We start from the raw sequence: 26,515 nt of genomic DNA on the forward strand, positions 1-26,515 counted from the left end.
CTCAGCCTGCGCCGCCGCCTTCCGCTGCGGCCATCAGGCGGGCGAGCGCTGGCAGCGAGCCGGCGCCCATGCGCTTCATGATCGCGGCGCGGTGCGCCTCGACGGTGCGCTGGCTGAGGTCCAGATCCTGGGCGATCACCTTGCTGGACTGACCGGCCAGCACCCGCTCGAGAATTTCCCGCTGGCGGCCGGTCAGCGCCGCCAGGCGGTCCTTCGCCAGCCGCTGCCACACGCCGCGCTTGCCGACGTCGCGATTGCGCTCCAGCGCCGCGGCCACGGAGGCCAGCAGGTCGGACGGGCCGATGGGCTTCTCGATGAAATCGGAGGCGCCGGCTTTCATGGCTTGCACGGCGGTGGCGACGTCGCCGGCGCCGGTGATCATGATGATCGGCAATGTGATCCCCTTGCCGCGCAGGGTCTCCAGCACCTTGAGGCCGCTCATGCCCGGCAGGTTGACGTCCATCAGCACGCAGCCGGGTTCCTTGTCGTCGAAGGCGGTGAGAAAGGCTTCGCCGCTCGCAAAGGTCCGCACGGGCCGTTGATGGGCTTCGAACGTCTCGCGCAGCACCTCGCGCATCATGCGGTCGTCGTCGACGATGAAGATCTCCGGTCCGTCGGACAGGGACGGCGGCGGCGCGTCGGGCCGGTCGTCGTCGAGCCCCGCATTCGAGCGCAGCAACAGCTGGATCGCCTTCAGGAGGTCGTCAAGGCTCACCGGCTTCGGCATATGCAGGCAGTCTTCGGCCGAGAGAAGGCGCAATGTCTCCGCCGAAATGTCGCCGGTCAGCACGATCGCGGGAACATCGTCGCCGAGGATGGAGCGAAGGTGTTTTGTCACCTCGATACCGTTCTTGTCGTGCGGCAGGTTGTTGTCGGCCAGGATGAGAGTCGGCACCACCGCACCGCTCGCCACAAGCTCGATCGCGGTCTCGCCGCTCTCCGCCACATGGACGAGGTGCTGTTCGTCGCGCAGCGCGATCTCGATGAGGCTGCGAACCTTCGGGTCGTCCTCCACGACAAGCACGGTGCCGCGCACCGGGGGCGGCGGCGGGCTTTCGCTGATGAAGGCGGGCTTGTCCCTGTGCGGGTCTTCGCGGCCGAGCGCCACATGGATCGAGAAGACCGAGCCCTTGCCGGGCACCGAGCGGACCTGGACCTTGTGGCCGAGCAGCAGGCTGAGGCGCCGCACGATCGAGAGGCCGAGCCCGAGGCCGAGTTCGTCCTCGGTCGTTTCGTTATAGGCCTGGTGGTACTCGTCGAAAATCGACTGGAGCTCATGGGAGGGAATGCCGACGCCGCTATCCCAGACCTCGATGGCCAGCGCATCGCCATGGCGCCGGCATCCGAGCAGGATCCTGCCCTTCTTGGTGTATTTGACGGCATTGGCCAGAAGGTTGCGGACGATCTGTTCCAGCAGGCGCGGATCGGTCCGGATCGGGAGCGTGCAGGGAACGAAGTGGAGCGACAGGTCCTTCTCGATCGCGCTGTAGCTGAATTCCTCGTGCAGCCGTTCAAGCACGTCGTTGACGCTGCATGTCACGATCCGCGGATAGACGGTGCCCGCCTCGATCTGGTTGATGTCGAGCAGGGCATTGAGCATGGCCGACATCGAGCCGAGCGTATCGCGAAAACTCCGTACCAGCCGCTGCGCCTTTTCGCCCTCGACCGATTTTTCCAGCAGGCCCTGGAGCAGCACCAGCGATTGAAGGGGCTGGCGCAGGTCGTGGCTTGCCGTGGCGAGGAAGCGGGATTTTGCCGCATTGGCCCGCTCTGCCGTGTGTTTCGCCCGGTCGAGCGCATCGGTGGTGTGGTGCTGGGTGGTAATGTCGGCGAAGGTGATGACCACGCCTTCCGTGTCTCCCTCCTGGGTCCGGTAGGGCATGATGCGGCGCAGATACCAGGTGCCGCTGGTGGTTCTCACCTCGCGCTCCTTGCCGGTGCTGCCCTTCAGCACGGCGGCAGCGTCGCTGAGCAGCGTCGAATCCGGCACGCGGGAATTGAGGTCGCCGAGCGGCCGGCCGATATCACCGACCAGCACGTTGAAGATCGCGCGGGTCGCCGGCGTGAAGTAGCGGATGCGCAATTCCAGATCGAGGAAGATCGTCGCGACGTCGGTGCTGTAGAGCACGTTTTCCAGGTCGTTTGCCGTGGCGCGCTGCCGCTCCAGCGCTTCCTGAAGCTGGATGTTGAGCGCGGTGAGCTCCTCGTTCAGCGACTGTAGTTCCTCCTTCGAGGTGAGAAGCTCCTCGTTTGCGGACTGGTATTCTTCGTTGAGCGAAAGCGTTTCCGCATTGATCGCCTTCTGCTCCTCCGCCGCGTTTTCCAGGTCGCGGATCGCCGCCTGGAGTTCCGTCCGGGTGGCGGCCAGTTCGCGCTCCAGCGCGCGCGAGCGGGGATCGTCCGGCAGGTCCGTGGTGTCGGTGGCCGGCGCTTCCCGCGCCACGTCGAAGAAGCTGACGAGAAACAGGTCCTCGCCGTCGCTGGTGACGGGCTGCACGACGATGTCGTAGCGCGACAGGGTGTCGTCGGCATCGTGGTAGAGGCCGGCGGCGACGGTGCGCACCTTTTCCTGCAAGGCACGGTGCAGCGCCGAGCGCAGTTTCGTGTGAATGCTGCGCGGGGTGATCGTGAAGAGATCCTGGGTCGGATAGCCGGGCGCGATGCGCAGGTAGCGCTGCACGGGGCCGAGCGAATAGAGATATTCGTATTTCCGGTTGATCAGGACCGTGGCGGGCGCGTAGGCGTCGAGGATCGTGCGACGGCTGAGGTCGGCAAGTGCGGCCTGGCGGTTCGGGAACTGCGCCTGTCCCTGCTGCGCGCGTGCCCGCACCGTGTCGAAGGCGTTGATGGCGAAGCCGTAGCGGCCGCGTTGTCCCTGGCGCCGGAAGATCTTCGCGGCCTTGTCGACGATGTCGAAGCGGCTCGCCCCGCTGCCGACCGTCTCGGTGCTGCCGAGCAGCAGGATACCGTTTTCGTTGAGCGCGAAATGGCAGAGCGCGATGACCTTGGCCTGCGCTTCCGGCCCGAGATAGATGAGAAGATTGCGGCAGGAGATGAGGTCGATGTTGGAGAAGGGCGGGTCGGTCAGGATGTTCTGCACCGCGAAGATCACCGAGGCGCGCAACTCCGGACCCACGCGGTAGCCATATTCCTCCGCGATGAAGAAACGCTCCAGGCGTTCCTGCGAGACGTCGGCCTCGATCATCTTCGGATAGTTGCCCTCGCGGGCGAAGGCTATCGCCTCCTCGTCGGCATCGGATGCGAAAACCTGCAACTTGATGTCGGACTTCGCGTCCGTGATGCATTCCTGCACGAGCATCGCCAGCGAATAGGCTTCCTCGCCGGTGCTGCATCCGGCAACCCACAGCCGCAGCGTCAGCTCGGGCGGATGATGGCGGATGAGCTGGGGCACGATGGTCGAGCGCAGGCGATCGAAGATCTCGGGATCGCGGAAGAAGCTCGTGACATTGATGAGGATATCGGTGGCGAGCTGGGAGAGCTCGAACGGGTTTTCTTCGAGGATGCCGAGATAACGCGCCCTGTCGGAGGACGGGAGGCCGGCCATGGCCATGCGCCGCTCCAGCCGCCGGTAGAGCGTGCCCTGCTTGTAGAGCGAAAAATCCTTGCCGGTCGACTGGCGCAGGAGGGTGAGGATCGCCTCCATGGCCGCCTGTTTGGAGACGTGTTCCTTGTCCTGCGCGATCGCCGGGGAGGGCGCGCCATGCAGGGCCTGGCCGATGGCCGAGAGCGGCATGACCTGGTCGGCCATGCCGGAATCGATCACGCTGTTCGGCATGCCCTCGTAGCTCGCCTCGTCCGGATCCTGCACATAGACCCGGCCGCCCGCCTCGCGGATGAACCGCACGCCGAGGCTGCCGTCCGTCCCAGTGCCGGAAAGCACCACCGCGGTCGCGCGGGGCCCGTATTCCGTCGCCAGCGAATGCAGCAGGAAATCGTAGGGCATGCGCATGCCGTTGCGCTCCGACGGCGTGCTCAGCCGAATCGTGCCGGCATTGACGGCGATGTAGCGGCCGGGCGGAATGATGAAGAGATGGTCCGGCTCCAGCCGCTGGCCGTCCGCAGCCTCGACCACGGTCATCGCGGTATGGCCGGAGAGCAGGCCCACCAGCATGCTTTCGCGCGCCGGGTCGAGATGCTGGACGAGGATGTAGGCGTTGCCTCCGCCCGAGGGCATGGCGTCGAGGAGGCTCCGGCAGGCGTCCAGCCCTCCGGCCGATGCGCCGATCGCGACGACGCCCGCGACGGATCTCGCGCCAACGTCATCCAATCCCGACGGAGTGCGTGAGGAGGGTCGACTCGAACTCATGAATGCGATCTCAGGGACACTGCAGACATAGGGAGCGTTCGGTACAACTATAGAGAACCGTGATCAGTATATACGCACGTTAAGCGATTGTATAGCCCCTTTTCTACGTATTTTCCGAATCTGTTCTCAGCTATTTTTTTGATATAATTTAAACCTAACAGAATGCAGCGCCTACCGAAAATGAATATTGTTTTGCGTAGCGTCTTCGGATGTTGCGGCATCTGGAAGTTGTTTTACTTGGTCGGCGCTTAACTGGCAGGGGACAGTTCTCTTTAGGTAAATTGTAGAGTCCGGAGAATTTTGCTGTGGCCGAAATCGCGGGAATAAACGGATGGAGCTACCGGAAGCCTTCGAATGGCGCAGTCCGGTCGGCAGCTTACAAGTCAGCCAACGCGGCGAAGAGTGCGTTCGGAAGTACGCGGGTCCTCGATATCATAGATGAGCGCGCCCTTGACCGGGAATGCCTGTCACAAAGCCTTGTATCGCACGGTCTCGATATGACGATCGTGCTTTTCAACTCCATCGAGACTTGGATGGCGAAATATGCCGAAGCATCGAGCGGCGTGCTGATCAATGTCGGCAGCCACGATGTCACCGAGCCGCGCATCGAGGAGGAGATCCGAACGCTTCTCACGCGCTTCCCCGACCTGCCGGTCATCATCCTTTCCGACAGCCATGACCTGCGGCAGGTGCTGACCGCGCTCGAACTCGGCGTCAGGGGCTTCATTCCCTCGGCCGTCGGCATCGCCGTCTGCGTGAAGGCGATCTCGCTGGCACTTTCGGGCGGCATCTTCATCTCCACGGAAAGCCTGCCGGAACTGCGCCGGCTGATGTCCGTCGCCGACCAGCAGGAGCGCAAGCGCGCCGAGATCTTCACCTACCGGGAAGAAGATGTCATCGCGATGCTCAAGCTCGGCAAGGCCAACAAGATCATCGCCTATGAACTCGACCTGCAGGAAAGCACGGTCAAGGTTCATATCCGCAACATCATGAAGAAGCTGAAGGTGCGCAACCGAACGGAAGTGATCTTCAAGCTGAACGAACTGTTCGACTGAGCCCTACGCCTTTCGGTCAGGTCGCTTTCCCCCAAGAGTGCGGATGCACCCGGCGCTGAAGCGCCGATAGTGCATTGAAGGACCGAACGGGAGAGTTCCATGGACGGCTTCATTCAGGACTTCGCGAATTCCGACAGGCTCCGTCGGCGTGCCCATTGGGTCACCCCCGGCGGCGCCCATACCTACGCCAAGGGGGACGACCAATATCCGGTGCTGTCCCCCGGTTTCATCGTCGAAGGCCATGGCTGCCATGTCTTCGACGTCGATGGAAACGCCTATATCGAATACGGCATGGGCAACCGCGCGGTCGGCCTCGGCCATGCCTATGCTCCCGTCCTCGATGCCGTGGCACATCAACTGGAGCTCGGCTGCAATTTCACCCGGCCGGCGCGTATCGAGGTCGAGTGCGCCTCGGCCTTCCTCCAGATGGTGCCCGGCGCGGACATGGTGAAATTCTGCAAGGACGGGTCGGATGCGACCTCGGCGGCGGTTCGCCTCGCACGGGCGGCGACCGGCCGGGACTATATTGCGCGCTGCCAGGACCATCCGTTCTTCTCTACCGACGACTGGTTCATCGGCACGACGGAGATGAATGCCGGCATTCCCGAGGCCGTGCGCAATCTGACGCTCGGCTTTCGCTACAACGATCTCGACGACGCGCGCGACCTGTTCGCCCGCCATCCGGGCAAGATCGCCGCCTTCATCCTGGAGGCCTCGCGCGGCGACGACCCCGCGGAGGGCTACCTCCATGACCTTCAGGAACTCTGCCACCAGAACGGCGCGCTGTTCATTCTCGACGAGATGATCACCGGCTTCCGCTGGGCGAGGGGCGGCGCGCAGGAATATTACGGGCTGCGGCCGGATCTTTCCTGCTTCGGCAAGGCGCTGGGCAACGGGTTCGCCATCTCGGCACTTGCCGGCCGGCGCGAGCTCATGGAGCTTGGCGGCATCGAGCAGGTGGAACGACCGCGCGTCTTCCTGCTGTCGACCACCCACGGCGCCGAGACCCACGCCATGGCGGCGGCGATCGCGACGATGCACGTCTACGCGCAGGAGCCGGTCATCTCGCGCCTGCGCCGTCAGGGGCTGCGGCTGAAGGCCGGCATCGAGCAGGCGATCGTGCATCACGGCCTCCAGCGCTTCGTCTCCGTCGCGGGGCATCCCGCCTGCCTGACCTATGCCACGCGGGGGCGGGAGGGCACGCCCTCGCAGGCCTTCCGGACGCTGTTGCTGCAGGAGACCATCCGCCGCGGCGTGCTCGCGCCGTCGCTGGTGGTGAGCTACACCCATGGCGACGACGAGATAGACCAGACCATCGCCGCCTTCGATGGCGCGCTCGGCGTCTATCATCTGGCCCTTGAGCACGGCATCGAGAACTACCTCGTCGGGCGCCCGTCCGACGTCGTCTTCCGCCGCTACAACAGCTTGCCGAACGTCGAGGAACCGGTGGCGGCGGCCCGGACCGCCTGACCCTGTCCAAAAGAAGTAGGCTTTGTAACCCAGTGCCTCCTTCCGGTGCGCAGCGCCGTCTTTGTCATCAATCGTGCTCCGCTGCGCACCGTTTTAGCATCCCTCTACAATCACTTATGGGGAGATCCGGATATGAAGGTGCTTGTCACGGGACACCAGGGCTATATCGGTGCCGTCATGGTGCCGATCCTCCTGCAGGCGGGGCACGACGTGCACGGCTACGACAGCCGGCTCTACCGCCGCTGCTCCTATGCGCCCGGCGGCCCGATGACCGAGGTTCCTTCCGTCCTTAAGGATGTGCGCGACATTTCCGCGAGCGACCTCGAAGGTTTCGACGCGGTCGTGCATCTGGCGGCGCTGTCGAACGATCCGCTGAGCAACCTTGATCCCGACGTCACCTACGACATCAACCACAAGGGCAGCGTGCGGGTCGCGCGCATGGCGCGGGAGGCAGGCGTCGCCCGCTTTCTCTTCGCCTCCTCGTGCAGCAATTACGGCCTTGCCGGGGATGATCTCGTCAACGAGAATGCGCCGCTCAATCCGGTCTCCGCCTATGGTATTTCCAAGGTCCGGGCGGAGGGTGATATCGGCGCGCTTGCGGATCGCAGCTTCTGCCCCGTCTTCCTCCGGCCGGCGACGGCCTACGGCCTGTCGCCCATGCTGCGCTTCGATATCGTGCTGAACAATCTCGTCGCCTGGGCGGTCACCAAGAGCCTCATCCTGCTGAAATCGGACGGCACGCCCTGGCGGCCGATCGTGCATGTCGAGGACATTTCCCGCGCCTTCCTGGCGGCGCTGGAGGCGCCCCGCGAGGTCGTCTTCAACCAGGCCTTCAATGTCGGCCAGACCACGCACAACTACCGCATCCGCGACATCGCCGACGTGGTGGCCGAGACCGTGCCGGGCTGCCGGCTGGAATATGCCAGCGAGGCCGGTCCGGACCCGCGGTCCTACCGGGTCGATTTCGGCAAGATCGCGCGCGCACTCCCGGCTTTCCGCCCGCAATGGGACGTGGTCGCCGGCGCCCGCCAGCTCTACGCCGCCTATGGCAGCGGCGGGCTCGGTATGGAGGAGTTCGAAGGGCCGCGCTACCAGCGCATCAGCCACATCAGCGACCTCCTGCGCAGCAACACGATCGACCCGGATCTGCGCTGGCTGCCGACGGTCGAAAGCCCGGCGGCGTTGCGACAGGCGCATGCCTGAGGCCGCGCGATGAACGAGGTTCCGAGGGTCGACGGCGGCATGGTGCGGGAGGGAGCCGCCGATCTCGGCAGCGAGCTTCATGCCCTGGTCTCGCGGCTGTTTCCGATTTGCCGCAGCATTACCGGCCCAGGGGTGCGCGAGACGCTCGCGATCCTGTCGGAGCATATCGACATCGCCGTGAGGGAAGTGCCCTCCGGCACGCCGGTCTTCGACTGGACGGTGCCGCAGGAATGGACCGTGCGAAACGCCCACATCCGCACGGCGAGCGGCAGGGTCGTGGTGGATTTCGCCCAATCCAACCTGCACCTGGTCAGCTACAGCGAGCCCGTCGCCCGCCGCATGCCGCTCTCGGAACTGCGGGCGCATCTTCACACGCTGCCGGACCAGCCCGACCTGATTCCCTACAGGACCAGCTACTACCGGCGGGATTGGGGCTTTTGCATGCGCCATCGCGACTATCTGGCGCTGGAGGAGGGCGATTACGACGTCTTCATCGACACCACCCTTGCCGACGGTTCGCTCACCTATGGCGAGGTCTTCCTGCCGGGCACGACGGAGCGCGAGGTGCTGCTCACCGCCCATATCTGCCATCCCTCACTTGCCAACGACAATTGCTCCGGTCTCGCCGTGCTGACCCTCCTCGCAAGAATGCTTGCCGGGCGGCAAAACCGCTACGGCTATCGCATCCTCTTCGCGCCGGGCACGATCGGGGCGCTCTGCTGGCTTGCCGGCAATGAGGACAGGCTGGCGCGCATCGACCACGGCCTCGTCGTCTCCTGCATCGGCGACGGCGGCGGGCCGGTCTACAAGCGCAGCCGCCGCGGCGACGCGACGATCGATCGTGTCATGGAAAGCGTGCGCTGCGCCGGACGAAAGGTGACAATGCTCGATTTCAGCCCATACGGTTATGACGAGCGGCAATTCTGCTCGCCGGGCTTCAACATGCCGGTCGGCCTTCTCCAGCGCAGCGCCTTCGGCACCTTCCCCGAATATCATACCTCCGCCGACAACCTGGATCTCGTACGGCCGGACCATCTCGCATCCTCCTTCCGGATGATCACGGATATCATCGACATACTCGAAACCGACTGGGTGCCGCTCAACCTCTCGCCGAAGGGCGAGCCGCAACTCGGGCGGCGGGGGCTTTATTCGGCGACCGGAGGGCACAAGACGACCTCCGACCTCACCATGGCCTATCTCTGGGTGCTGAATCTGGCGGATGGCAGCCATGGCCTGCTCGATATTGCCAGCCGCTCCGGCCTGCCGTTCGCGGATATCGCCTACGCCGCCGACCGACTGAAACAATGCGGATTGCTCGGCGAAGTGGAGGATTCCGTTAACCGTCAGACTTGATTTAGGAGCGGCCAGGCCCTGTCCTTGTCCGAGATCACCGCCGGTTTTGCCGGCCAGTGGATCGAGAAGGCGGGATCGTCGTAGCGGGCGCCGGAGGCTGCGTCGGGTGCGTAGCGCGTCGAGATGAGGTAGCCGACCGCCGCGTCCTCCGTCAGCGATAGGAAGCCGTGGGCAAAGCCTTGGGGAATGTAGAACTGGCGCATGTTTTCCGCGCTGAGTTCCGCCGCCGTCCAGCGGCCGTAAGTGGGCGATTGCGGGCGCAGGTCGACCGCCACGTCCCAGATCGCGCCCGTAAGGCACGATACCAGCTTCACCTCCTGGTGCGGCTCCTTCTGGAAGTGCAGGCCGCGAAGCGTGTGTTTTTGCGTCGAGCGGGAGAGGCTATGCTGGACGAAGCGGGTTTCGAGCCCATGGTGCTCCATCTCGTCGGCGCAGAAGGTGCGGGCGAAGGAACCGCGCTCGTCGCGGATGGGAGAGGCTTCGATCAGCCAGACGCCATCGAGATCGGTCCTGGTGAAAAGCATGTGGTTCTCCCCTTTTCCGGCGCCATCCTGCCCGATGCGGAGCGCCTGCCAAGTGGGGTTTCCGGGGTAGACCGGTACGTGCGGTTTAGGCTTGGTTAAGGTTCGCTTACACGCGTTTCAGAGTGCTACGCCTTTCGGTCAGGGTAGAATGTTCATATAGTAGTATCGAAGGGTTTTTAGCCTGCGCTTACTCTGCCAACACGTCGAGAAACGGTCCCCGAAGGGCTTGAGGACCGAAAATCACTGTTGGAGGCGTTGCCATGAACTTGCAGGCCGGCCATTCGCTCTCGAATTCACATAATTTGTCGCTTCGGCCGGCGTGCCGGCTGTGCGGCGCTACCCTGAAACACACCGTCGTCGACCTCGGCATGTCACCGCCATGCGAAAGTTTCCGGCAGGAAAGCGAACTTGGGCTGATGGAGGCCTATTATCCGCTGCATGCACGGGTCTGCGAGGCCTGCCTGCTCGTCCAGCTGGAAGAGTTCGTCAGCCCGGAAAGCATCTTCGAGGAGTATGCCTACTTCTCCTCCTACTCCACCAGCTGGGTGGCGCATGCGGAGCGCTATTGCGAAGAGGTCATCAACCGCTTCGCCCTCGACAGGCATAGCTTCGTCGTGGAGCTCGCAAGCAATGACGGCTACCTCCTGCAGCATTTCGTGGCGCGCGACATTCCCGTGCTTGGCGTCGAGCCGGCGAGAAACGTCGCCGATGCCGCGATCGCCAGGGGCATCCCGACGCGGGTCGCCTTCTTCGGCAAGCGCCTTGCCGGCGAGATGGCCGCGGCCGGCCAGAAGGCCGACCTGATCGTCGCCAACAACGTGCTGGCGCAGGTGCCCGACATCAACGACTTCCTGGCGGGCATGAAGCGCATCCTGAAGCCACAGGGCGTCGTGACGATCGAATTCCCGCATGTCGCCACGCTGATTGCTGAAAACCAGTTCGACCAGATCTACCACGAGCATTTCTCGTATTTCTCGCTGTTCACGGTGCAGATCGCCGCAAGGGTGCACGGCCTGGAGATCTTCGACGTCGAGGAACTGCCGACCCATGGCGGTTCGCTGCGGGTCTATCTCGGCCATGCTGGCCGTTGCGGGGTTATCAGCCCGAATGTCGCCGGCCTGCTGGGGCAGGAGCGCCGCGCCGGCCTGCACGACGTGGAGGCCTATACGTCCTTCTCCGTCCGGGCGCGGCAGGCCAAGCGCAACCTGCTCTACTACCTCATCAGCGTGAAGGAGCGCGGCGGCCGCATCTGCGGCTACGGCGCGCCGGGCAAGGGCAACACGCTGTTGAACTATTGCGGCATCGGCACGGATTTCCTGGATTTCACCGTCGACCGCAATCCCTACAAACACGGCCGCTACACGCCGGGCATGCACATACCCATCCTGCCCGTCGAGGCGATCGACACGCATCGGCCGGACTACATTCTCATCCTGCCCTGGAATCTGAAGGCCGAAATCATCGGCCAGATGCGCCATGTCGGCGAATGGGGCGCGAAGTTCATTGTGCCGATCCCCGAAGTCAGTGTGCTCGATCCGCTGGAGGTGCTGTCATGAAGGTGGTGCTTTTCTGCGGCGGCCGCGGTACGCGCATCCGGGACTATTCGGAAAGCATACCCAAGCCGATGATCCCGCTCGGTGCGCAGCCGATCCTGCGCCATGTCATGCAATATTACGCCTCCTACGGCCATGACGATTTCACCCTGTGCCTCGGCTACAAGTCGAACGTCATCAAGGACTTCTTCCTGAACTGCCGCCCGCAGACATTTTCCGACTGCGTCGTCTCCGGCGAGGGCAGGGTCGAGCTTCTGGGCGATGCGCAGCAGCAATGGCGCATCGCGCTGATCGATACCGGCATCTGGCGCAATATCGGCGAACGCCTCTGGGCGGTGCGCGAGCAGGTGAAGGGCGAGCGCATGTTCCTCGCCAATTACAGCGACGGCCTCACCGACGTCGATCTCGACGACATGGTCGCCCGCTTCGAGGCAAGCGGCAAGATCGCCTGCTTCCTGGCCGTGCGCCCGCCGCTGACCTACCACATCGCCGATATCGACGAGACGGGCCGGGTGCGCGAGTTCCGCTCGTCGGAGACTTCTGAAATCTGGATCAACGGCGGCTATTTCCTCATGCGCCGCGAGATATTCGACTACATGCGCGAAGGCGAGGAACTGGTGCTCGAACCGTTCCTGCGGCTGATCGCGGACGACATGCTGATGGCCTACAAACACGAGGGCTTCTGGCGCTCGATGGATACGCTGCGCGACTGGCAGATGCTGGAGGAAATGGTCGAACGCGGCGAGATGCCGTGGGTCCGCCAGGTTCCGGGCGAGCGCGTGTCGAACCTTCGCGTGGCAGGCCGGTCATGAAAGCGCTGCCCATGGCGTCTGCCGGCCACCGGTTGCGCATCCTGTGCCTGGGCGCGCATGCCGACGACATCGAGATCGGCGCCGGCGGCACGATCCTCGGCCTGATCGCCGCGGGCGTGAAGCTGGAGGTCCATTGGTGCGTCATGAGTGCCACCACGGAGCGCGCGGCCGAGACGCGGCGCTCGGCGGCGGCCTTCCTCGAAGGCGCTGCTTCGGCCACGGTCGAGGTGTGCGGTTTCGAGGACAGCTACTTCCCGAGCCAGAGCCGCGAGATCAAGGCTTTCCTGCTGGATTTGCGCGAAAGAGTAGAGCCGGACGTCATTTTTACCCATAGCCGGCGGGATGCGCATCAAGATCATCGAGAGCTAAATAAGTTAACAATGAATATATTCAGGGACCACTTCGTCTTAGAATATGAGATCCCGAAATGGGACGGGGACATCACGGAACGCAATGCCTACGTACCCCTGTTGCCCGGCGTGATCGATCGAAAGATCGACCTGCTCATGGAGCACTTCGCCACGCAGAGGTCCAAGGATTGGTTCCACGAGGATGTCTTTCGCGGTTTGGCCCGCATGCGTGGAATGGAATGCCGGTCGCCTTCGCTCTTCGCGGAAGCTTTCACGGTCCGCAAGATGGCTCTTGCGTAACAAAGCGGCACAGATCGCCGTAGTTCTATCTTGGATGTGGATGGCAGGTACAGACTCGTAAATTCGACCAGGAATCTAGTGAGGGGTATCATGGTAAGAGACGACGAGATGGATTCCGACAGGGAATCGATTGATATTTTCCGGACTGCAGGACTGACCAGCAGCGACATTCGTGTCGACTTCAGGGACCAGATGGAACGGCACACGCAGCGATATGCCGTGAACGACTACGTCGCGATCTTCGACAAGCGCAACCTCGATCGCGAATGTCTGGCCAACAGCCTCGATTCCCACCAGATCGGCATCAGCATCTTCACCTTTTCGGGCCTGGCGAGCTGGCAGCAGCGCAAGGGCTCGCTCGGCACGCTGCGCGCCGCCCTTCTCAACATCGGCAGCAACGACATCACCGATCCCGGGCTTCGCGACGAGATCACCCAACTCGTGACCACGCTGGAGCCGGTGCCGGTGGTCGTGCTTTCGGACAATCATGCCATCGAACACGTCTTGCAGGTCATCGATCTCGGCGTGCACGGGCTCATTCCAAGCACGGTCGATATCGACGTCTGCATCGAGGCGATCGGGCTTGCCATCGCCGGCGGGCAGTTCGTGCCGGCCAGCAGCGTCCTTGCGATGCGCGGCCTGCTCGGCAGCTACGCCTCGCGCAAGATCTGCGGCTCCGCCTTCACGGTGCGGCAGGCCGCCGTCGCCGAGGCGCTGCGCCGCGGCAAGGCGAACAAGATGATCGCCCGCGAACTCAACCTCTGCGAAAGCACAGTCAAAGTGCACATTCGCAACATCATGAAGAAGCTCGGCGCCACCAACCGCACGGAAGTCGCCTGCAAGGTCGGCGAAATCCTGACGGACGAGACGCTTCAGAACAGCAGGGCGTAAGCCCGCTCCGCAACAGGAAGTCCGTCATGATCTGGTCCGAAAATCAGGCCGGCCCGGAGGAGTCTGCGATTCCCAGGGTGCTTTCGGTCATCGTCGAGCGCCGGTGGCTGATCCTCTTCTGCGTTGCCGTGGGCATGGGGGCTGCCGCCGTCGGCTATCAGGACCAGCCGTCGCGCTACCGCGCCGAGGCGGTGCTGGCGCTCGATGCGCGCAAGTTCCAGGCGCTGCCGACCGAATCCGTCATCTCCTCGCTGCCGCAGGAAAGCCCGGTGCTGCGCACCGAGGTCGACATCATCTCGTCGCGCTCGATGGCCGAAAGGGTCCTGGCCTATCTGCAGGCATCGGGCGTCGATGTCGCCAAGGGTTTCGTCCTGACGGCGGAAAGCGGCACCGCCCAGGCTTCGCCCGGCCACGCGACCCGCGTGATCGCGGACAGGCGCGTGCTCATCGACAAGCTGACCTCCGGCGTGCGCGTCACGAACGACGGCCGCTCCTACACGATCTACGTCGCCTTCAGCGGCACGGAGCCGCAGTTCACCGCCGACGTCGCCAATGCCTATGCGGAAACCTACATCAACTACCAGGTCGATCTCCAGACGACGGCAACACGGCGCGTCAGCGACTGGCTCGGCACGCGCCTCGTCAGCCTGCGCAGCGACCTGGAACGCTCGGAGCACACGGCGACTTCGTTCCGCGAAAAATCCGGCATCGTCAAGTCGAACGGCACGACCCTGCTGTCCCAGCAGATCGCCGGGCTGAATGCGGAGCTGGCGCGGCTGCGTGCCCAGCTCGCCGGCTCGGTCGCGCGGCTCGCCACCGCGATTGACGCATCGGAAGGAAAGGGCGGTCTCGCTTTGTCGGAGGTTCTCAATTCCCCGGCGATCCAGCAGCTGCGCACCGAGGAAGCACGCCTCAAGCGCCTGCTGGCGGCGATCAGCGAAAGCGGCGCGGTGAAGAACCCGCAGATCCCCGACCTGAAATCGCAGCTCGCCACGATCCAGGCGCAGATCGACGTCGAGGTGGAGCAGATCGTCGGCAGCCTGCGCAACGAGATCGAGGTCACGCGGCGCCAGCAGTCCGGCCTTGAGGCCAGCCTGAAACAGCTCCAGACCGAAATGTCGACAGCAAACGAGTCCATCGTCCAGGCCGACCAGCTTGACCGCGAGGCGAGCGCCAACCGGGCGATCTACGAGAGCTACCTGACGCGCTACAAGCAGACGATCGAACAGGACGGCATCGCCATGGCGGAGGCGCGCATCATTTCGCGCGCCATGCCGTCCGGTACGCCGTCAAGCCCGGACCTTTCGGCCTGGCTGTTGGGCGGGCTGATGTTCGGCCTTGGCGGCGGCGCGTTCTCGACCCTTCTCCTGGAACTGCGCGCGAGCTTCCGGCGCCGTCCCGATCCGGCCGAAAGCAATCTCGGCAGCCCCGTCATCGGCCGCATCCCGGAGCTTTCCCCGCAGCAGCGCTCCAACGTCGCGGGCATCATTCGCGATTCCCTCTCGCCCTTTGCCCAGGCCGTCGCCGACGTGCAGGGCCGCCTGCGGCTTTCCGCCCGGTCGGGAAACGTGCTGGTGGTTTCCGTAACATCGGCAGGTCCCGGCGAGGGCAAGACGCTCGTCGCCTCCTGTCTTGCCCGCTCGCTTGCCGCCACGGGGCTGCGCACCGTCATCGTGGATACCAATCTTGCGGCCCCCGGCATTGCCGACGAATTCAGCGTCCTGCCGCTGCGCACGGTGGATACGGTCGCGGCATCCGAGGACGTGCCGATCGACGAGCTCATCCGCCGCGACGGGGCCTCCGGCCTCGACCTGATTTGCGCCGGCAGGGTCGATGTGCCCGCCGAGCATATTCTTGGCCACAAGGGTTTTGCGCGCCTGCTCTGTACCCTCCGGCAGACCTATGACGTCGTGATCGTCGATTCGACGGCGCTGTCGAACGGTTCCAGCGCGCTGCTGGTCTCCTCGCTCGCCGATACGACGGTGCTCGTCGTTCCGGCCGGCAGCGATTCCGTGCGCACGGTTCGGGCGCTACGCACCCTCAAGACGGCCGGCATCGTGGTCGGAGGGCTCGTCATCAACAACGCGGCGAGCCGCCGCAACGTCGTGTCCCTCGTCACGGACCACCATCGTTCAACGGCCGACGCCGGAAAACGCAACGAAAATCCCATCGACACGCCGTCGATCGTCGGGATGTGAGGCTTGAAACGTCATGGCAAAAGTCCAGGCCCTAACACGCAAACAGCATCGGCCCCCGCCGAGTATGCTTTGGCTGGCGCTCTTGGCCTGCCTGCTGTTCCTCGCCCAGGCGGTTGCGGCGGCAGGCGCGGAGGACCAGCGCTACCGGCTGGCCAGCGGCGACGTGCTGCGCATCACGGTTTACGGCGACCTCGGATTGAGCGGTTCCTTTCCCATCGGCACGGACGGCACGATCGGCTATCCGCTGCTCGGCAACATCACGGCCGCCGGCAAGAGCATCGACGAGGTCCGCGAAACGATTGATGCGGGGCTGAAGGTGCATATCGCCAACCTTTCCGCATCTGTCGTAGTGGAAGCCTATGCCCCCGTCTTCATCGTCGGCGAGGTCCAGAAGCCCGGCCGCTACGAGTTTCGTCCCGGCATGATCGCGCTGGAACTGTTCGCGCTCGGCGGCGGGCAGAAGGAGGCGCTGGCGCAGGGGGAAAATGCCGGCGTGCAGCTCGCCGGCCTGCGGCAGGAATATGCCGATCTCGGCATGCAGCTTCTGGCGCAGGATGTGAAGCGGGCGCGCCTGGAAGCGGAGCTGAACGAACGGGACTTCAGCTATGTGGCCCGCGAAGAGCTCGGCACGCCCGATTCGCGCATCGTGCAGCAGGTCGTGCAGTCCGAGCGCACGCTGTTCGAGCTCCGCCGCGCGACGCTCGCCACCGAGCTCGAAAGCCTGGAGGTTCAGAAGAAAAGTTATGTCGAGGAGATCGACACGCTGGAGCGCAGCGGCAAGCTGCGTGACGGTGAACTCGCCCTGCTGGACGAGGATGTGAAGCAGGCCCGCACCATGGTGGATCGCGGCATTACGTCCAAGACCCAGCTTCGCGAGAAGCAGCGCGAAATATCCGCGACCAACCGCGACGTGCTGGAGTTCGGCTCCTTCCTTGCCCGCGCCCGCCAGAACCTGACCGCGATCGACGGCCGGCTGGTCTCCATGCGCGGACAGCGCCGCGGGGACGTTGCGGCGGAACTGCGCGAGGTGAACATCGACATCCTGCGCCTTCGCCGCAAGATGGCCTATAGCGTCCAGGCCATGGCCGAGGCCGGCATCGCCCTGCAAAAGAAGGACGGCAGCCGGCAGGCCGCCTTCCGCTTCTCCGCCATCCGGCTGCTCGATGGCCAATATAAAGAAGTCGAGGTCGGCCAGACCGATCCGGTGATGGCCGGCGATATCCTGCGGGTGAGCCTCGCGCTGGAAGAGGGCGACGTCGTCGTCCAGCGCTAGGACCCTGCCGAATCATCGTGTGTTCAGCGATCGACCAGCACGCGAGCGAGAAGCAGGTTCTGCTGCTTGGCAAGCGCGGAGCGGATCATTGCGTTGCGCCGGGCGATCGCCTTGCCCGCGGCATGCAGGTCGCCGAGGACGATCCGGACCTGCCTCAAGAGCAGGTCCACGTCGAATGTCTCTATATGCTGGCAGAACGGAATCCGGCCGAATTCGGCCATCAGCTCATCGTTCTTCTCCGCATAGCCGAGCGAAAGTGTCGGCCGGCCGATTTTCAGGGCGCAGAGCAGGTTGCTGTAGCGCGAGACGATGGCGATATCGACCTTCTGCATTTCTTCCATGACGGCATGCAGCGAAGTGGTCCGCGCCGCTGAAAGACGACCTCCGCCGCTGCCGGCAAAGGCGATGCGTATATCGTCGAGAACCGTTTCGTCCGACGTATCGCCCATGAACAGGCGCACGTCGTAACCCTCGTCGAGCAGCCCGCGCACCACGCGCAGCATCTTGTCCAGATAGGTCCGGTAGATCGCCTCTGCGCCGACATGGTCACGCTGCCATCCGCGATAATGCATGACGCCGATGCCGATCGTCGTTGGGCGTTCCGCCGCGACAGGGCGGACGGGTTTGCGCAAGCCGAAGGCGATGTCGGGAAAACGGTGGTCGGAAGAGGTATCGATGCCAAGGCCCTGCACATAACGCAGCGAATAGTCGTCGCGGTAGGAGCGGTAATCGGCCAAACGCACCGCCGATTTCAGGAACCACCGGCTGAGCCTGCCGTGGATCGGCCCGGCGCCGATGCTGAGGAAGGCTATGCGCGCGCCCCGCAGCCGGGCGGCAAGACACCAGCCGTAAACGATGAAGGGCCATCCGAACGCCGTTTCCTGGAAATCGTCGAGGATGCCGGTGCCGGGCACCACCAGCACATCGATTCGCCCGGCGGTCCGCAGCATCGAGAGGAGGCCGCCGATCCGGCCGGGGATACGCCCGAGCCGGGCATCGAGGGCGCGGAAAAACGGACGGGAGAAGGACGCGCCGCGAATGCCGACCGCCTCCAGCGCAAAACGTTCGCCGATCACCGCGGGGTCGGAGCAGATGCACAGCAGGCCGGCCTCCGGGCAGGCCCGGCGCAGGAAGACCAGCATCGCCTCCAGCGAGCCGTCATTGCCCGAGTTTCCGGACCCGAACTGTCCGAGCAGGCCGATCTTCATGAAATTTGTCCACCGCTATCGAGTGGCGCCCCGGAAGTCCGGGCATTCAAAAAATGGGCGAGGGCCGCCAGGACGCCAAACTATCGCGCCGCGCCCCGACACGGAAAACAAGGCCATTCGACGTCCCGCCTCCACCAAAAGAGGTAGGCGCCCGGCGGTCTCCTGCGAAGGGCCGGGGCGGTCTTCCAAGACCCAGCTTTTCCGCTGTCGATCCGTCGGGAGAATGGGCATCGAGGGACCGACCATGAAGATCGCCTATTTCGCCCTGCCGCATATGGGCGGCACCTATACCGTGTTCAGGCACCTGCGCGGCGGCCTCGCGCCGCACGGGATCGACCTGCGCTGGGTCGGGCTGTCCCATGGCGGCTGGAGCCTTCAACCGGGGCTGGAGCGCGAAGCGGCCTTCGGCACGCTCGTCGAAACGCCACCGGGCGATGGGAAAAGCGCTGCACGGCAGCTTGAACGGGCGATCGCCGCGGAAGGCTTCGACGGCGTCATCGTCAATGTGCTCAGCGACCGGGTGCAGACCAATATCGTGCGTTACCTCTCGCCAAAAATCCTGCGCCTGATGGTCGTGCACAACATCACGCCCGGCACCTACGCCGCCGCCCACGCGATCCGCCCGCATGTCCATGCGACCGTCTGCGTCTCGCGACGCTGCCGCGACGATCTGGTGAAGCGCCATCATTTCCCGGCCGAGCGCACCGCCGTCATCGCCAATGCCATCTCGACGGATGCCTACCCCCAGGCCGACCGGCTGCCCCGGCCGATCGGGGAGGGGCTGCGCCTGCTGTTTCTGGGACGAATCGAGGATGCCTCGAAGGGTGTCTTGTGGCTGCCGGAGATTCTTGCCCGGCTGCCGGCCTCGGTGACCCTGACGGTTGCCGGCGACGGCCCGGATCTTACGCGGCTCAAGGCCGCCATGCCCGGCATGGCGCCGCGCATCGTCTATGCCGGCGCCGTTGCGGCCGAAGCGGTGCCGGACCTACTGGCGGCGCACGACGTCTTTCTCATGCCGTCGCGCTACGAAGGGCTGCCGATGGCGCTGGTGGAGGCCATGGCGGCCGGATGCGTGCCGGTCGCCTCGGCGCTGCGCGGCGTCACGGACATGATCGTCGAGGATGGGCGGGACGGCCTGCTGTTCCCGGTGGGCGACCCGGCGAAGGCCGCAGGCCTCATCCGCTGCCTGGACAAGGACCGCGCGCGTCTGCTGGCCCTTTCCATCGGTGCACGGCGAAAGGTTGCCGGCGCCTTCACGGTGGACCGCATGGCGGCGCATTATGCCTCGGTGCTGCGCGACATCCAGGCGAACCCGCCGCCGCTTGCCGCTCCGCTTGCCATGGACGGCTGGTCGCTGCCGCCGGGCCTGCGCCCCGGCTTGCGCACCTTCCTGCCGCAGCCGTTGAAGAACTGGCTGCGTGTGGTGCGCGAACGGCTCTGATCGAGAGAGGCCGTGTCGGCGGCGCGTTGAAATCACGCGCAAAACAGGGAAATTGGGGGAAAAGAAGAAGTGGTGGGCGATGACGGACTCGAACCGCCGACATCCTCGGTGTAAACGAGGCGCTCTACCAACTGAGCTAATCGCCCGCCGCGTTGGTGGCCGTGATCTATGCGGAACCGGATCAAACCGCAAGAGGCAATCGAAAAGTTTTTTGCATTTTTTGAATGTCCCCATGGTGATACAGAAGGGTGTGGAAACATTTCAGGGCGCGTCATTCTTTTGTCGTGAAACCTGCTTGACACCCAAAGGCGAACCCCTTAGTTAGCCGCTCATCGAACGGCTCTGGGCCGCTCGGGACGGGTGCTTCGCCATCCGGACGCTTTCGAGGAATGCGGGTGTAGCTCAGTCGGTTAGAGTGCCGGCCTGTCACGCCGGAGGTCGCGGGTTCGAGCCCCGTCACTCGCGCCACTCGAAAGGCCGGACGAAACAGTCGAGACCGCAAGGTCACAATGCGCGGGTGTAGCTCAGTCGGTTAGAGTGCCGGCCTGTCACGCCGGAGGTCGCGGGTTCGAGCCCCGTCACTCGCGCCATTTTCCCTTCTCCTCCATATATCTGGTGCCGTTTCTTCACGCGGCACTTCATGTGATCCGATCGAATCGGCGCAGCGATGCCTCGTGTGGTCCTTCGCGAATAATTCGACTTCGTCTTGCTGGTGCAGATTGACGCACCTCGGGCCGCCGTTTGGCGTGATTCCGATGCTCGATCCCGATGCCAATTCGAGGCGTGGTAGGGCGTGCGAAGTGATTTCTCTTCGCACCTGCGGCGAAACGCCCGGAATGCCGCCCGTCATGAAATCGTAACGATTTAAATGGCTTTGCCACCTGCCTTTCCGGGCGGTCGGGAAAACAACACAATGATTGCGGCGAAAGCCGGACAAAGCCTTGCGCGGTTGCTCTCACTGCGCTAACGACGTGGCGTTGCAACATACTTTCTCGGCTTGCAGGTCACCGACCAACAGGCGTCTTCCCGGCGCCAGCAGCAGGCAGGATGGACGCCAATGACTGAACTTCTCGGTTCCTATATCCCGATCGCCATCTTCATCGGTATCGCGCTCGTGATCGGCATTGCACTGCTGGTCGCGCCCTTTGCCGTCGCATACAAGGCCCCCGATTCGGAAAAGCTTTCCGCTTACGAGTGCGGCTTCAATGCGTTCGACGATGCGCGCATGAAATTCGACATCCGCTTCTATCTGGTGTCGATCCTCTTCATCATCTTCGACCTCGAAGTGGCCTTCCTCTTCCCCTGGGCCGTCTCCTTCGGCGACATGGGCTGGTTCGGCTTCTGGTCGATGATGGTCTTCCTCGGTGTCCTGACTATCGGCTTCATCTACGAATGGAAGAAGGGAGCACTCGAATGGGAGTAGCATCCACCACGCTCGTCGCGCAGCAGCCGAAGGGGATCATCGATCCCTCGACCGGCAAGCCGATCGGCAGCAACGACGCCTTCTTCGGCGAGATCAACAACGAACTCGCCGACAAGGGTTTTCTCGTCACCTCGACCGACGAGCTCATCACCTGGGCGCGCACCGGCTCGCTGATGTGGATGACCTTCGGTCTCGCCTGCTGCGCCGTCGAGATGATGCAGCTCTCCATGCCGCGTTACGACGTCGAACGTTTCGGCTTCGCGCCGCGCGCCTCTCCGCGCCAGTCCGACGTCATGATCGTCGCCGGCACGCTGACCAACAAGATGGCGCCCGCACTCCGCAAGGTCTACGACCAGATGCCGGAGCCGCGTTACGTCATCTCGATGGGCTCCTGCGCCAACGGCGGCGGATACTATCATTATTCCTATTCGGTGGTGCGCGGCTGTGACCGCGTGGTGCCGGTCGATATCTACGTACCAGGCTGTCCTCCCACGGCAGAAGCGCTCCTCTACGGCGTGCTCCTGCTGCAGAAGAAGATCCGCCGGACCGGTACGATCGAGCGATAAGGGCAGGGGACTGACACATGAGCGAAGCCCTCCAGGAGCTGTCCTCCTATATCGGCGAAGCGGCAGGCCAACTCGTCGCGTCTTCGGATATCGCCTATGGCGAACTCACCCTGAAGACGGACGCGGCACGCATCCTCGATCTTCTGACCTTCCTGCGCGATGACGTGCAGTGCGGGTTCGTCAACCTCATCGATGTCTGCGGCGTCGACTGGCCGGCGCGCGCCGAGCGCTTCGACGTGGTCTACCACCTGCTGTCGCCGCGCCAGAACCAGCGCATCCGCATCAAGGTCGCGACGGGCGAAGACGTGCCCGTTCCCTCCGCTTTCCCGGTCTATCCGGGTGCCGACTGGTTCGAGCGCGAAGCCTACGACATGTACGGCATCCTCTTCACCGGCCACCCGGACCTGCGCCGCATCCTCACCGACTACGGCTTCGAGGGGCATCCGCTGCGCAAGGATTTCCCGACCACCGGCTTCGTGGAAGTGCGTTACGACGACGAGGTCAAGCGTGTCGTGTACGAGCCTGTCGAACTGAAGCAGGAATTCCGCAACTTCGACTTTCTCTCTCCCTGGGAAGGCACCGATTACGTGCTGCCGGGCGACGAGAAGGCGAAGCAGAACTGATTTTGGGTCGCGCGACCCAATTGGGCGCGGGCCTCTGGAGCAAGCGGTATGAACGAGCACAACGTTCGCAACTTTAACATCAACTTCGGCCCGCAGCATCCTGCGGCGCACGGGGTTCTTCGTCTGGTCCTCGAACTGGACGGCGAAATCGTCGAGCGCGTCGATCCGCATATCGGCCTGCTGCATCGCGGCACCGAAAAGCTCATCGAGACGAAGACCTATCTCCAGGCCGTGCCCTATTTCGACCGCCTCGACTACGTGGCGCCGATGAACCAGGAGCATGCCTTCGCGCTCGCCGTCGAGCGCCTGACGGGCACCGAGGTGCCGATCCGCGGCCAGATCATCCGCGTGCTCTATTCCGAAATCGGCCGCATCCTTTCGCATCTCTTGAACGTCACCACGCAGGCCATGGACGTCGGCGCGCTGACGCCGCCGCTCTGGGGTTTCGAAGAGCGCGAAAAGCTGATGGTGTTCTACGAGCGCGCCTGTGGTGCTCGCATGCACTCGGCCTATATCCGCCCCGGCGGCGTGCACCAGGACCTGCCGCATGAGCTGGTGGAAGACATCGGCAAGTGGATCGACCCGTTCCTGAAGACCGTCGACGATATCGACGAGCTCTTGACCGGCAACCGCATCTTCAAGCAGCGCAACGTCGATATCGGCGTCGTGAAACTGGAGGATTGCTGGGCTTGGGGCTTTTCCGGCGTCATGGTGCGTGGTTCGGGCGCTGCCTGGGACCTGCGCCGTTCGCAGCCCTATGAGTGCTATTCCGATTTCGACTTCGACATTCCGATCGGCAAGAACGGCGACTGCTACGACCGTTATGTCATCCGCATGATCGAGATGCGCGAATCGGCGAAGATCATGCGCCAGTGCGTCAACCGCCTGCTCGGCGACGCCAAGGTCGGCCCGGTCTCCTCGGTCGATGGCAAGATGGTTCCGCCGAAGCGCGGCCAGATGAAGCGTTCGATGGAAGCGCTCATCCACCACTTCAAGCTTTACACCGAGGGCTATCACGTGCCTGCCGGCGAAGTTTACGCAGCCGTCGAGGCGCCGAAGGGCGAGTTCGGCGTCTATCTCGTCGCCGACGGCACCAACAAGCCCTATCGCTGCAAGATCCGCGCCCCGGGCTATGCCCACCTCCAGGCGATGGATTTCATCTGTCGCGGGCACCAGCTCGCCGACGTCTCGGCGATCCTGGGCTCCCTCGACATCGTGTTCGGCGAGGTTGACCGCTGATGCCGAGACTGGCCACCGCCATCGCCCTCTTGCTGGTGACCGCTTTCGCTGCGCAGGCGCAGGATGCGGAAGGCAGCGTCTCGTCCGCCACGATCGGCGAGCTGGTGGACCAGGGTTACGAGATCAAGGCCGCGGCGCCGAACGGCAGCCGCTATGTCGTATTCATGCAGAAAGAGAAGTCGGCCTACGCCTGCGAATTCGTCAACACGGCGCAAACGCAGTGCAGGCAGATTAACTGAGACAAGGCGTTACAGAATGTCCGTTCGTCGACTAGCCGAAGACAATGTCCAACCCGCGAGCTTCGCCTTCACCAAGGAGAATGCGAGCTGGGCCAAGGCAACGATCAAGAAGTATCCGAAGGGCCGCGAGCAATCGGCGGTCATCCCGCTTCTGATGCGCGCGCAGGAGCAGGACGGCTGGGTCACCAAGGCCTCGATCGAAGCCATCGCCGACATGCTCGGCATGGCCTATATCCGAGTGCTCGAAGTCGCGACCTTCTATACACAGTTCCAGCTCGGGCCGGTCGGCACGCGCGCCCATGTCCAGGTCTGCGGCACGACGCCCTGCATGCTGCGCGGCGCGGAAGACCTCATCAATGTCTGCAAGAAGCGCATCCACGCCGAACCCCATCACCTGAACGAGAGCGGCACGCTGTCCTGGGAAGAGGTCGAGTGTCTGGGCGCCTGCGTCAATGCGCCGATGATCATGATCTTCAAGGACAGCTTTGAAGACCTGACCGCGACGCAGCTCGAACACATCATCGACCGTTTCGATGCCGGCAAGGGCTCCACCGTGGAGACCGGCCCGCAGGTCGACCGCATCTTTTCCGCCCCGGTCGGCGGCCTTACCAGCCTGAACGAGCCGGAACCGGCCGCCAAGAAGGTGACGACCCGCGCCAAGAAGACCGAGGGCGACAGCGTCAGTGTTCCCCCGTCGAATGCCGCAAAGCCGACGACCGATGCGGTGGAGACCGACCCCAAGCTGAAGACGCCGGCAACCGCCAAGGCGGAAGCGGCCGCCAACAGCAAGGCGACGGGCGACACGCGGGCCGAAGGCGGCGACAATGAAGCAAAGCATCCGGTGGCTGCGGCCGGCAAGCCGTCGCTCGAAGACAAGGACCGTCCGTCCGCCATCGCGCGTCCCGCGACCGTGGACGACTTGAAGCTCATCTCCGGCGTTGGCCCGAAGATCGAGGGCATCCTGCACGAGCTCGGCATCTTCACCTTCGCACAGGTTTCCTCCTGGAAGCTGGAAGAGCGCGCCTGGGTCGATTCCTATCTGAATTTCAAGGGCCGCATCGAACGCGACGACTGGGTCAGGCAGGCCGAGGCGCTCGCAAAGGGCGGCGAAGCGGAATACATCCGCGTGTTCGGCAAGAAGCCGCGGTAAAGAGGTGAACCATGCTTAAAGACCAGGATCGCATCTTCACCAATATCTACGGCACCAAGGACAAGTCGCTGAAGGGCGCCATGGCCCGCGGCCATTGGGACGGCACCAAGGAGCTGCTCGAAAAGGGCCGCGACTGGATCATCAACGAGGTCAAGGCATCCGGCCTGCGCGGCCGCGGCGGCGCCGGCTTCCCGACCGGCCTCAAGTGGTCCTTCATGCCGAAGGAATCCGACGGCCGTCCGCATTACCTCGTCGTCAATGCGGATGAATCCGAGCCCGGCACCTGCAAGGACCGCGACATCCTGCGCCACGATCCGCACACGCTGATCGAAGGCTGCGTCGTCGCCTCCTTCGCCATGGGCGCCAACGCTGCCTACATCTATGTGCGCGGTGAGTTCATCCGCGAGCGCGAGGCGCTCCAGGCGGCCATCGACGAGTGCTATGACGCCGGCCTGCTCGGCAAGAACAACAAGCTCGGCTACGACATCGACATCTACGTACACCACGGCGCCGGCGCCTATATCTGCGGCGAAGAAACCGCGCTGCTCGAAAGCCTTGAAGGCAAGAAGGGCCAGCCGCGCCTGAAGCCGCCGTTCCCGGCGAATATGGGCCTCTATGGTTGCCCGACCACGGTCAACAACGTTGAATCGATCGCCGTCACGCCGACGATCCTGCGTCGTGGTGCGGCTTGGTTCTCCTCGTTCGGCCGCCCGAACAATGTCGGCACGAAGCTGTTCATGATGTCCGGCCACGTCAACCGGCCCTGCACGGTCGAGGAGGCCATGGGCATCTCCTTCAAGGAGATGGTCGAGAAGCACGGCGGCGGCATCCGCGGCGGCTGGGACAATCTTCTGGCCGTCATTCCGGGTGGCGCATCCTGCCCGGTCGTCAAGGGCGAAGACATGATGAATGTCACGCTCGACTTCGACGGCCTGCGCGAGGTGAAGTCCTCCTTCGGCACCGGTGGCATGATCATCATGGATCGCTCGACCGACATCATCAAGGCGATCTGGCGCATCTCGGCCTTCTTCAAGCACGAGAGCTGCGGCCAGTGCACGCCGTGCCGCGAAGGCACTGGCTGGATGATGCGCGTCATGCAGCGCATGGTCACGGGCAATGCCCAGAAGCGCGAAATCGACATGCTGTTCGACGTGACGAAGCAGATCGAAGGTCACACGATCTGCGCGCTCGGCGATGCGGCGGCCTGGCCAATCCAGGGCCTCATCCGCAACTTCCGTCCGGAGATCGAGGCGCGCATCGACAAGTATACGGCAAACGCCACGGCGCATGGCGCCGTGCTTGAAGCAGCGGAGTAAA

Annotated in this window: 21 protein-coding genes and 3 tRNA genes; 20 read left to right on the forward strand and 4 right to left on the reverse strand. The window is 63.9% G+C overall.

Annotated elements, in window-relative coordinates; translation table 11 throughout:
• Position 1: 1 nt before the first annotated feature.
• Positions 2-4,288, reverse strand: coding sequence for a chemotaxis protein CheB (locus J2Y63_RS05720; protein ID WP_435265301.1), 4,287 nt, complete (start codon positions 4,286-4,288; stop codon positions 2-4).
• A 536-nt stretch (positions 4,289-4,824) separates the two neighbouring features.
• On the opposite strand from J2Y63_RS05720, the gene J2Y63_RS05725 reads away from it, so the two are divergent.
• The 4 genes from J2Y63_RS05725 to J2Y63_RS05740 all read left to right on the forward strand — a co-directional run bounded on the left by J2Y63_RS05725 (position 4,825) and on the right by J2Y63_RS05740 (position 9,408).
• The gene (locus tag J2Y63_RS05725; protein WP_256118979.1) at positions 4,825-5,382 is read left to right on the forward strand and encodes a response regulator transcription factor; all 558 of its coding nucleotides are present in this window, start codon (positions 4,825-4,827) and stop codon (positions 5,380-5,382) included.
• Between the two features lie 99 nt (positions 5,383-5,481).
• Complete coding sequence (locus J2Y63_RS05730; RefSeq protein WP_435265302.1) at positions 5,482-6,852, forward strand: glutamate-1-semialdehyde 2,1-aminomutase; 1,371 nt, start codon at positions 5,482-5,484, stop codon at positions 6,850-6,852.
• Positions 6,853-6,984: 132 nt separating this feature from the next.
• Positions 6,985-8,055, forward strand: a complete 1,071-nt coding sequence (locus J2Y63_RS05735; RefSeq protein ID WP_435265303.1) for an NAD-dependent epimerase/dehydratase family protein — start codon at positions 6,985-6,987, stop codon at positions 8,053-8,055.
• Between the two features lie 9 nt (positions 8,056-8,064).
• Complete coding sequence (locus J2Y63_RS05740; protein WP_435265304.1) at positions 8,065-9,408, forward strand: DUF4910 domain-containing protein; 1,344 nt, start codon at positions 8,065-8,067, stop codon at positions 9,406-9,408.
• On the opposite strand, the gene rfbC is transcribed toward J2Y63_RS05740, so the two are convergent.
• Positions 9,399-9,932 carry a dTDP-4-dehydrorhamnose 3,5-epimerase gene (gene rfbC, locus J2Y63_RS05745; protein WP_435265305.1) on the reverse strand — a complete coding sequence of 178 codons (534 nt, stop codon included), beginning with the start codon at positions 9,930-9,932 and terminating at the stop codon, positions 9,399-9,401. The genes J2Y63_RS05740 and rfbC overlap by 10 nt on opposite strands.
• A gap of 260 nt (positions 9,933-10,192) precedes the next feature.
• Between rfbC and J2Y63_RS05750 the strand changes: the two genes are divergently transcribed.
• From J2Y63_RS05750 to J2Y63_RS05775, 6 genes are all read left to right on the forward strand, one after another.
• Complete coding sequence (locus tag J2Y63_RS05750; RefSeq protein WP_256118984.1) at positions 10,193-11,488, forward strand: class I SAM-dependent methyltransferase; 1,296 nt, start codon at positions 10,193-10,195, stop codon at positions 11,486-11,488.
• The gene (locus J2Y63_RS05755) at positions 11,485-12,297 is read left to right on the forward strand and encodes a glucose-1-phosphate cytidylyltransferase (protein WP_256118985.1); all 813 of its coding nucleotides are present in this window, start codon (positions 11,485-11,487) and stop codon (positions 12,295-12,297) included. Before J2Y63_RS05750 ends, J2Y63_RS05755 begins: the two co-directional genes overlap by 4 nt.
• The gene (locus J2Y63_RS05760) at positions 12,294-12,947 is read left to right on the forward strand and encodes a PIG-L deacetylase family protein (RefSeq protein ID WP_435265306.1); all 654 of its coding nucleotides are present in this window, start codon (positions 12,294-12,296) and stop codon (positions 12,945-12,947) included. Before J2Y63_RS05755 ends, J2Y63_RS05760 begins: the two co-directional genes overlap by 4 nt.
• Before the next feature lie 90 nt (positions 12,948-13,037).
• Positions 13,038-13,838 (forward strand): response regulator transcription factor, encoded by an 801-nt coding sequence (locus tag J2Y63_RS05765; protein ID WP_435265307.1) that lies wholly within the window; start codon positions 13,038-13,040, stop codon positions 13,836-13,838.
• Between the two features lie 26 nt (positions 13,839-13,864).
• Positions 13,865-16,036, forward strand: coding sequence for a GumC family protein (locus tag J2Y63_RS05770; RefSeq protein ID WP_435265308.1), 2,172 nt, complete (start codon positions 13,865-13,867; stop codon positions 16,034-16,036).
• A gap of 64 nt (positions 16,037-16,100) precedes the next feature.
• Entirely contained in the window at positions 16,101-17,309 is a 1,209-nt protein-coding gene (locus tag J2Y63_RS05775) for a polysaccharide biosynthesis/export family protein (protein ID WP_435265309.1), read from the forward strand.
• A gap of 23 nt (positions 17,310-17,332) precedes the next feature.
• Here J2Y63_RS05775 and J2Y63_RS05780 read toward each other — a convergent pair whose 3' ends face one another.
• Positions 17,333-18,517, reverse strand: coding sequence for a polysaccharide pyruvyl transferase family protein (locus tag J2Y63_RS05780; protein WP_435265310.1), 1,185 nt, complete (start codon positions 18,515-18,517; stop codon positions 17,333-17,335).
• Positions 18,518-18,761: 244 nt separating this feature from the next.
• Here J2Y63_RS05780 and J2Y63_RS05785 point away from each other — a divergent pair, with 244 nt between their 5' ends.
• Complete coding sequence (locus J2Y63_RS05785; RefSeq protein WP_435265311.1) at positions 18,762-19,958, forward strand: glycosyltransferase family 4 protein; 1,197 nt, start codon at positions 18,762-18,764, stop codon at positions 19,956-19,958.
• 70 nt (positions 19,959-20,028) lie between these two features.
• Here the strand turns inward: J2Y63_RS05785 and J2Y63_RS05790 are convergent.
• Positions 20,029-20,104 (reverse strand) — tRNA-Val (locus J2Y63_RS05790).
• Between the two features lie 245 nt (positions 20,105-20,349).
• Here J2Y63_RS05790 and J2Y63_RS05795 point away from each other — a divergent pair.
• From J2Y63_RS05795 to nuoF, 9 genes are all read left to right on the forward strand, one after another.
• Positions 20,350-20,426: transfer RNA gene (locus J2Y63_RS05795), tRNA-Asp, on the forward strand.
• A gap of 45 nt (positions 20,427-20,471) precedes the next feature.
• Positions 20,472-20,548 (forward strand) — tRNA-Asp (locus J2Y63_RS05800).
• A gap of 467 nt (positions 20,549-21,015) precedes the next feature.
• A complete protein-coding gene (locus tag J2Y63_RS05805; protein WP_119258712.1) occupies positions 21,016-21,381 on the forward strand; it encodes an NADH-quinone oxidoreductase subunit A in 366 nt (121 codons plus the stop codon).
• Positions 21,372-21,947, forward strand: coding sequence for a NuoB/complex I 20 kDa subunit family protein (locus tag J2Y63_RS05810; RefSeq protein WP_256118993.1), 576 nt, complete (start codon positions 21,372-21,374; stop codon positions 21,945-21,947). Before J2Y63_RS05805 ends, J2Y63_RS05810 begins: the two co-directional genes overlap by 10 nt.
• Positions 21,948-21,964: 17 nt before the next feature.
• Positions 21,965-22,570, forward strand: coding sequence for an NADH-quinone oxidoreductase subunit C (locus J2Y63_RS05815; protein WP_435265312.1), 606 nt, complete (start codon positions 21,965-21,967; stop codon positions 22,568-22,570).
• 48 nt (positions 22,571-22,618) lie between these two features.
• On the forward strand, positions 22,619-23,809 hold the full coding sequence (locus J2Y63_RS05820; RefSeq protein ID WP_327510299.1) for an NADH-quinone oxidoreductase subunit D: 1,191 nt from the start codon (positions 22,619-22,621) through the stop codon (positions 23,807-23,809).
• Entirely contained in the window at positions 23,809-24,048 is a 240-nt protein-coding gene (locus J2Y63_RS05825) for a hypothetical protein (protein WP_435265313.1), read from the forward strand. Before J2Y63_RS05820 ends, J2Y63_RS05825 begins: the two co-directional genes overlap by 1 nt.
• Before the next feature lie 16 nt (positions 24,049-24,064).
• The gene (locus J2Y63_RS05830) at positions 24,065-25,198 is read left to right on the forward strand and encodes an NADH-quinone oxidoreductase subunit E (protein ID WP_435265314.1); all 1,134 of its coding nucleotides are present in this window, start codon (positions 24,065-24,067) and stop codon (positions 25,196-25,198) included.
• Between the two features lie 11 nt (positions 25,199-25,209).
• Positions 25,210-26,514, forward strand: a complete 1,305-nt coding sequence (gene nuoF / locus J2Y63_RS05835) for an NADH-quinone oxidoreductase subunit NuoF (RefSeq protein ID WP_256118998.1) — start codon at positions 25,210-25,212, stop codon at positions 26,512-26,514.
• Position 26,515 lies beyond the last annotated feature (1 nt).

This window comes from Shinella sp. BE166 (assembly GCF_051201095.1).
Classification (GTDB): domain Bacteria; phylum Pseudomonadota; class Alphaproteobacteria; order Rhizobiales; family Rhizobiaceae; genus Shinella; species Shinella lacus.

Excerpts from the sequence above, each read along its gene's own strand:
- J2Y63_RS05830 (WP_435265314.1), top strand. The coding sequence starts at position 24,065 with ATGTCCGTTCGTCGACTAGCCGAAGACAATGTCCAACCCGCGAGCTTC.
- J2Y63_RS05760 (WP_435265306.1), top strand. The coding sequence starts at position 12,294 with ATGAAAGCGCTGCCCATGGCGTCTGCCGGCCACCGGTTGCGCATCCTG.
- J2Y63_RS05740 (WP_435265304.1), top strand. The coding sequence starts at position 8,065 with ATGAACGAGGTTCCGAGGGTCGACGGCGGCATGGTGCGGGAGGGAGCC.
- J2Y63_RS05785 (WP_435265311.1), top strand. The coding sequence starts at position 18,762 with ATGAAGATCGCCTATTTCGCCCTGCCGCATATGGGCGGCACCTATACC.
- nuoF (WP_256118998.1), top strand. The coding sequence starts at position 25,210 with ATGCTTAAAGACCAGGATCGCATCTTCACCAATATCTACGGCACCAAG.
- J2Y63_RS05820 (WP_327510299.1), top strand. The coding sequence starts at position 22,619 with ATGAACGAGCACAACGTTCGCAACTTTAACATCAACTTCGGCCCGCAG.
- J2Y63_RS05730 (WP_435265302.1), top strand. The coding sequence starts at position 5,482 with ATGGACGGCTTCATTCAGGACTTCGCGAATTCCGACAGGCTCCGTCGG.
- J2Y63_RS05770 (WP_435265308.1), top strand. The coding sequence starts at position 13,865 with ATGATCTGGTCCGAAAATCAGGCCGGCCCGGAGGAGTCTGCGATTCCC.
- J2Y63_RS05735 (WP_435265303.1), top strand. The coding sequence starts at position 6,985 with ATGAAGGTGCTTGTCACGGGACACCAGGGCTATATCGGTGCCGTCATG.
- J2Y63_RS05755 (WP_256118985.1), top strand. The coding sequence starts at position 11,485 with ATGAAGGTGGTGCTTTTCTGCGGCGGCCGCGGTACGCGCATCCGGGAC.
- J2Y63_RS05805 (WP_119258712.1), top strand. The coding sequence starts at position 21,016 with ATGACTGAACTTCTCGGTTCCTATATCCCGATCGCCATCTTCATCGGT.
- J2Y63_RS05765 (WP_435265307.1), top strand. The coding sequence starts at position 13,038 with ATGGTAAGAGACGACGAGATGGATTCCGACAGGGAATCGATTGATATT.
- J2Y63_RS05825 (WP_435265313.1), top strand. The coding sequence starts at position 23,809 with ATGCCGAGACTGGCCACCGCCATCGCCCTCTTGCTGGTGACCGCTTTC.
- J2Y63_RS05815 (WP_435265312.1), top strand. The coding sequence starts at position 21,965 with ATGAGCGAAGCCCTCCAGGAGCTGTCCTCCTATATCGGCGAAGCGGCA.
- J2Y63_RS05775 (WP_435265309.1), top strand. The coding sequence starts at position 16,101 with ATGCTTTGGCTGGCGCTCTTGGCCTGCCTGCTGTTCCTCGCCCAGGCG.
- J2Y63_RS05810 (WP_256118993.1), top strand. The coding sequence starts at position 21,372 with ATGGGAGTAGCATCCACCACGCTCGTCGCGCAGCAGCCGAAGGGGATC.
- rfbC (WP_435265305.1), bottom strand. The coding sequence starts at position 9,932 with ATGCTTTTCACCAGGACCGATCTCGATGGCGTCTGGCTGATCGAAGCC.
- J2Y63_RS05725 (WP_256118979.1), top strand. The coding sequence starts at position 4,825 with ATGACGATCGTGCTTTTCAACTCCATCGAGACTTGGATGGCGAAATAT.
- J2Y63_RS05780 (WP_435265310.1), bottom strand. The coding sequence starts at position 18,517 with ATGAAGATCGGCCTGCTCGGACAGTTCGGGTCCGGAAACTCGGGCAAT.
- J2Y63_RS05750 (WP_256118984.1), top strand. The coding sequence starts at position 10,193 with ATGAACTTGCAGGCCGGCCATTCGCTCTCGAATTCACATAATTTGTCG.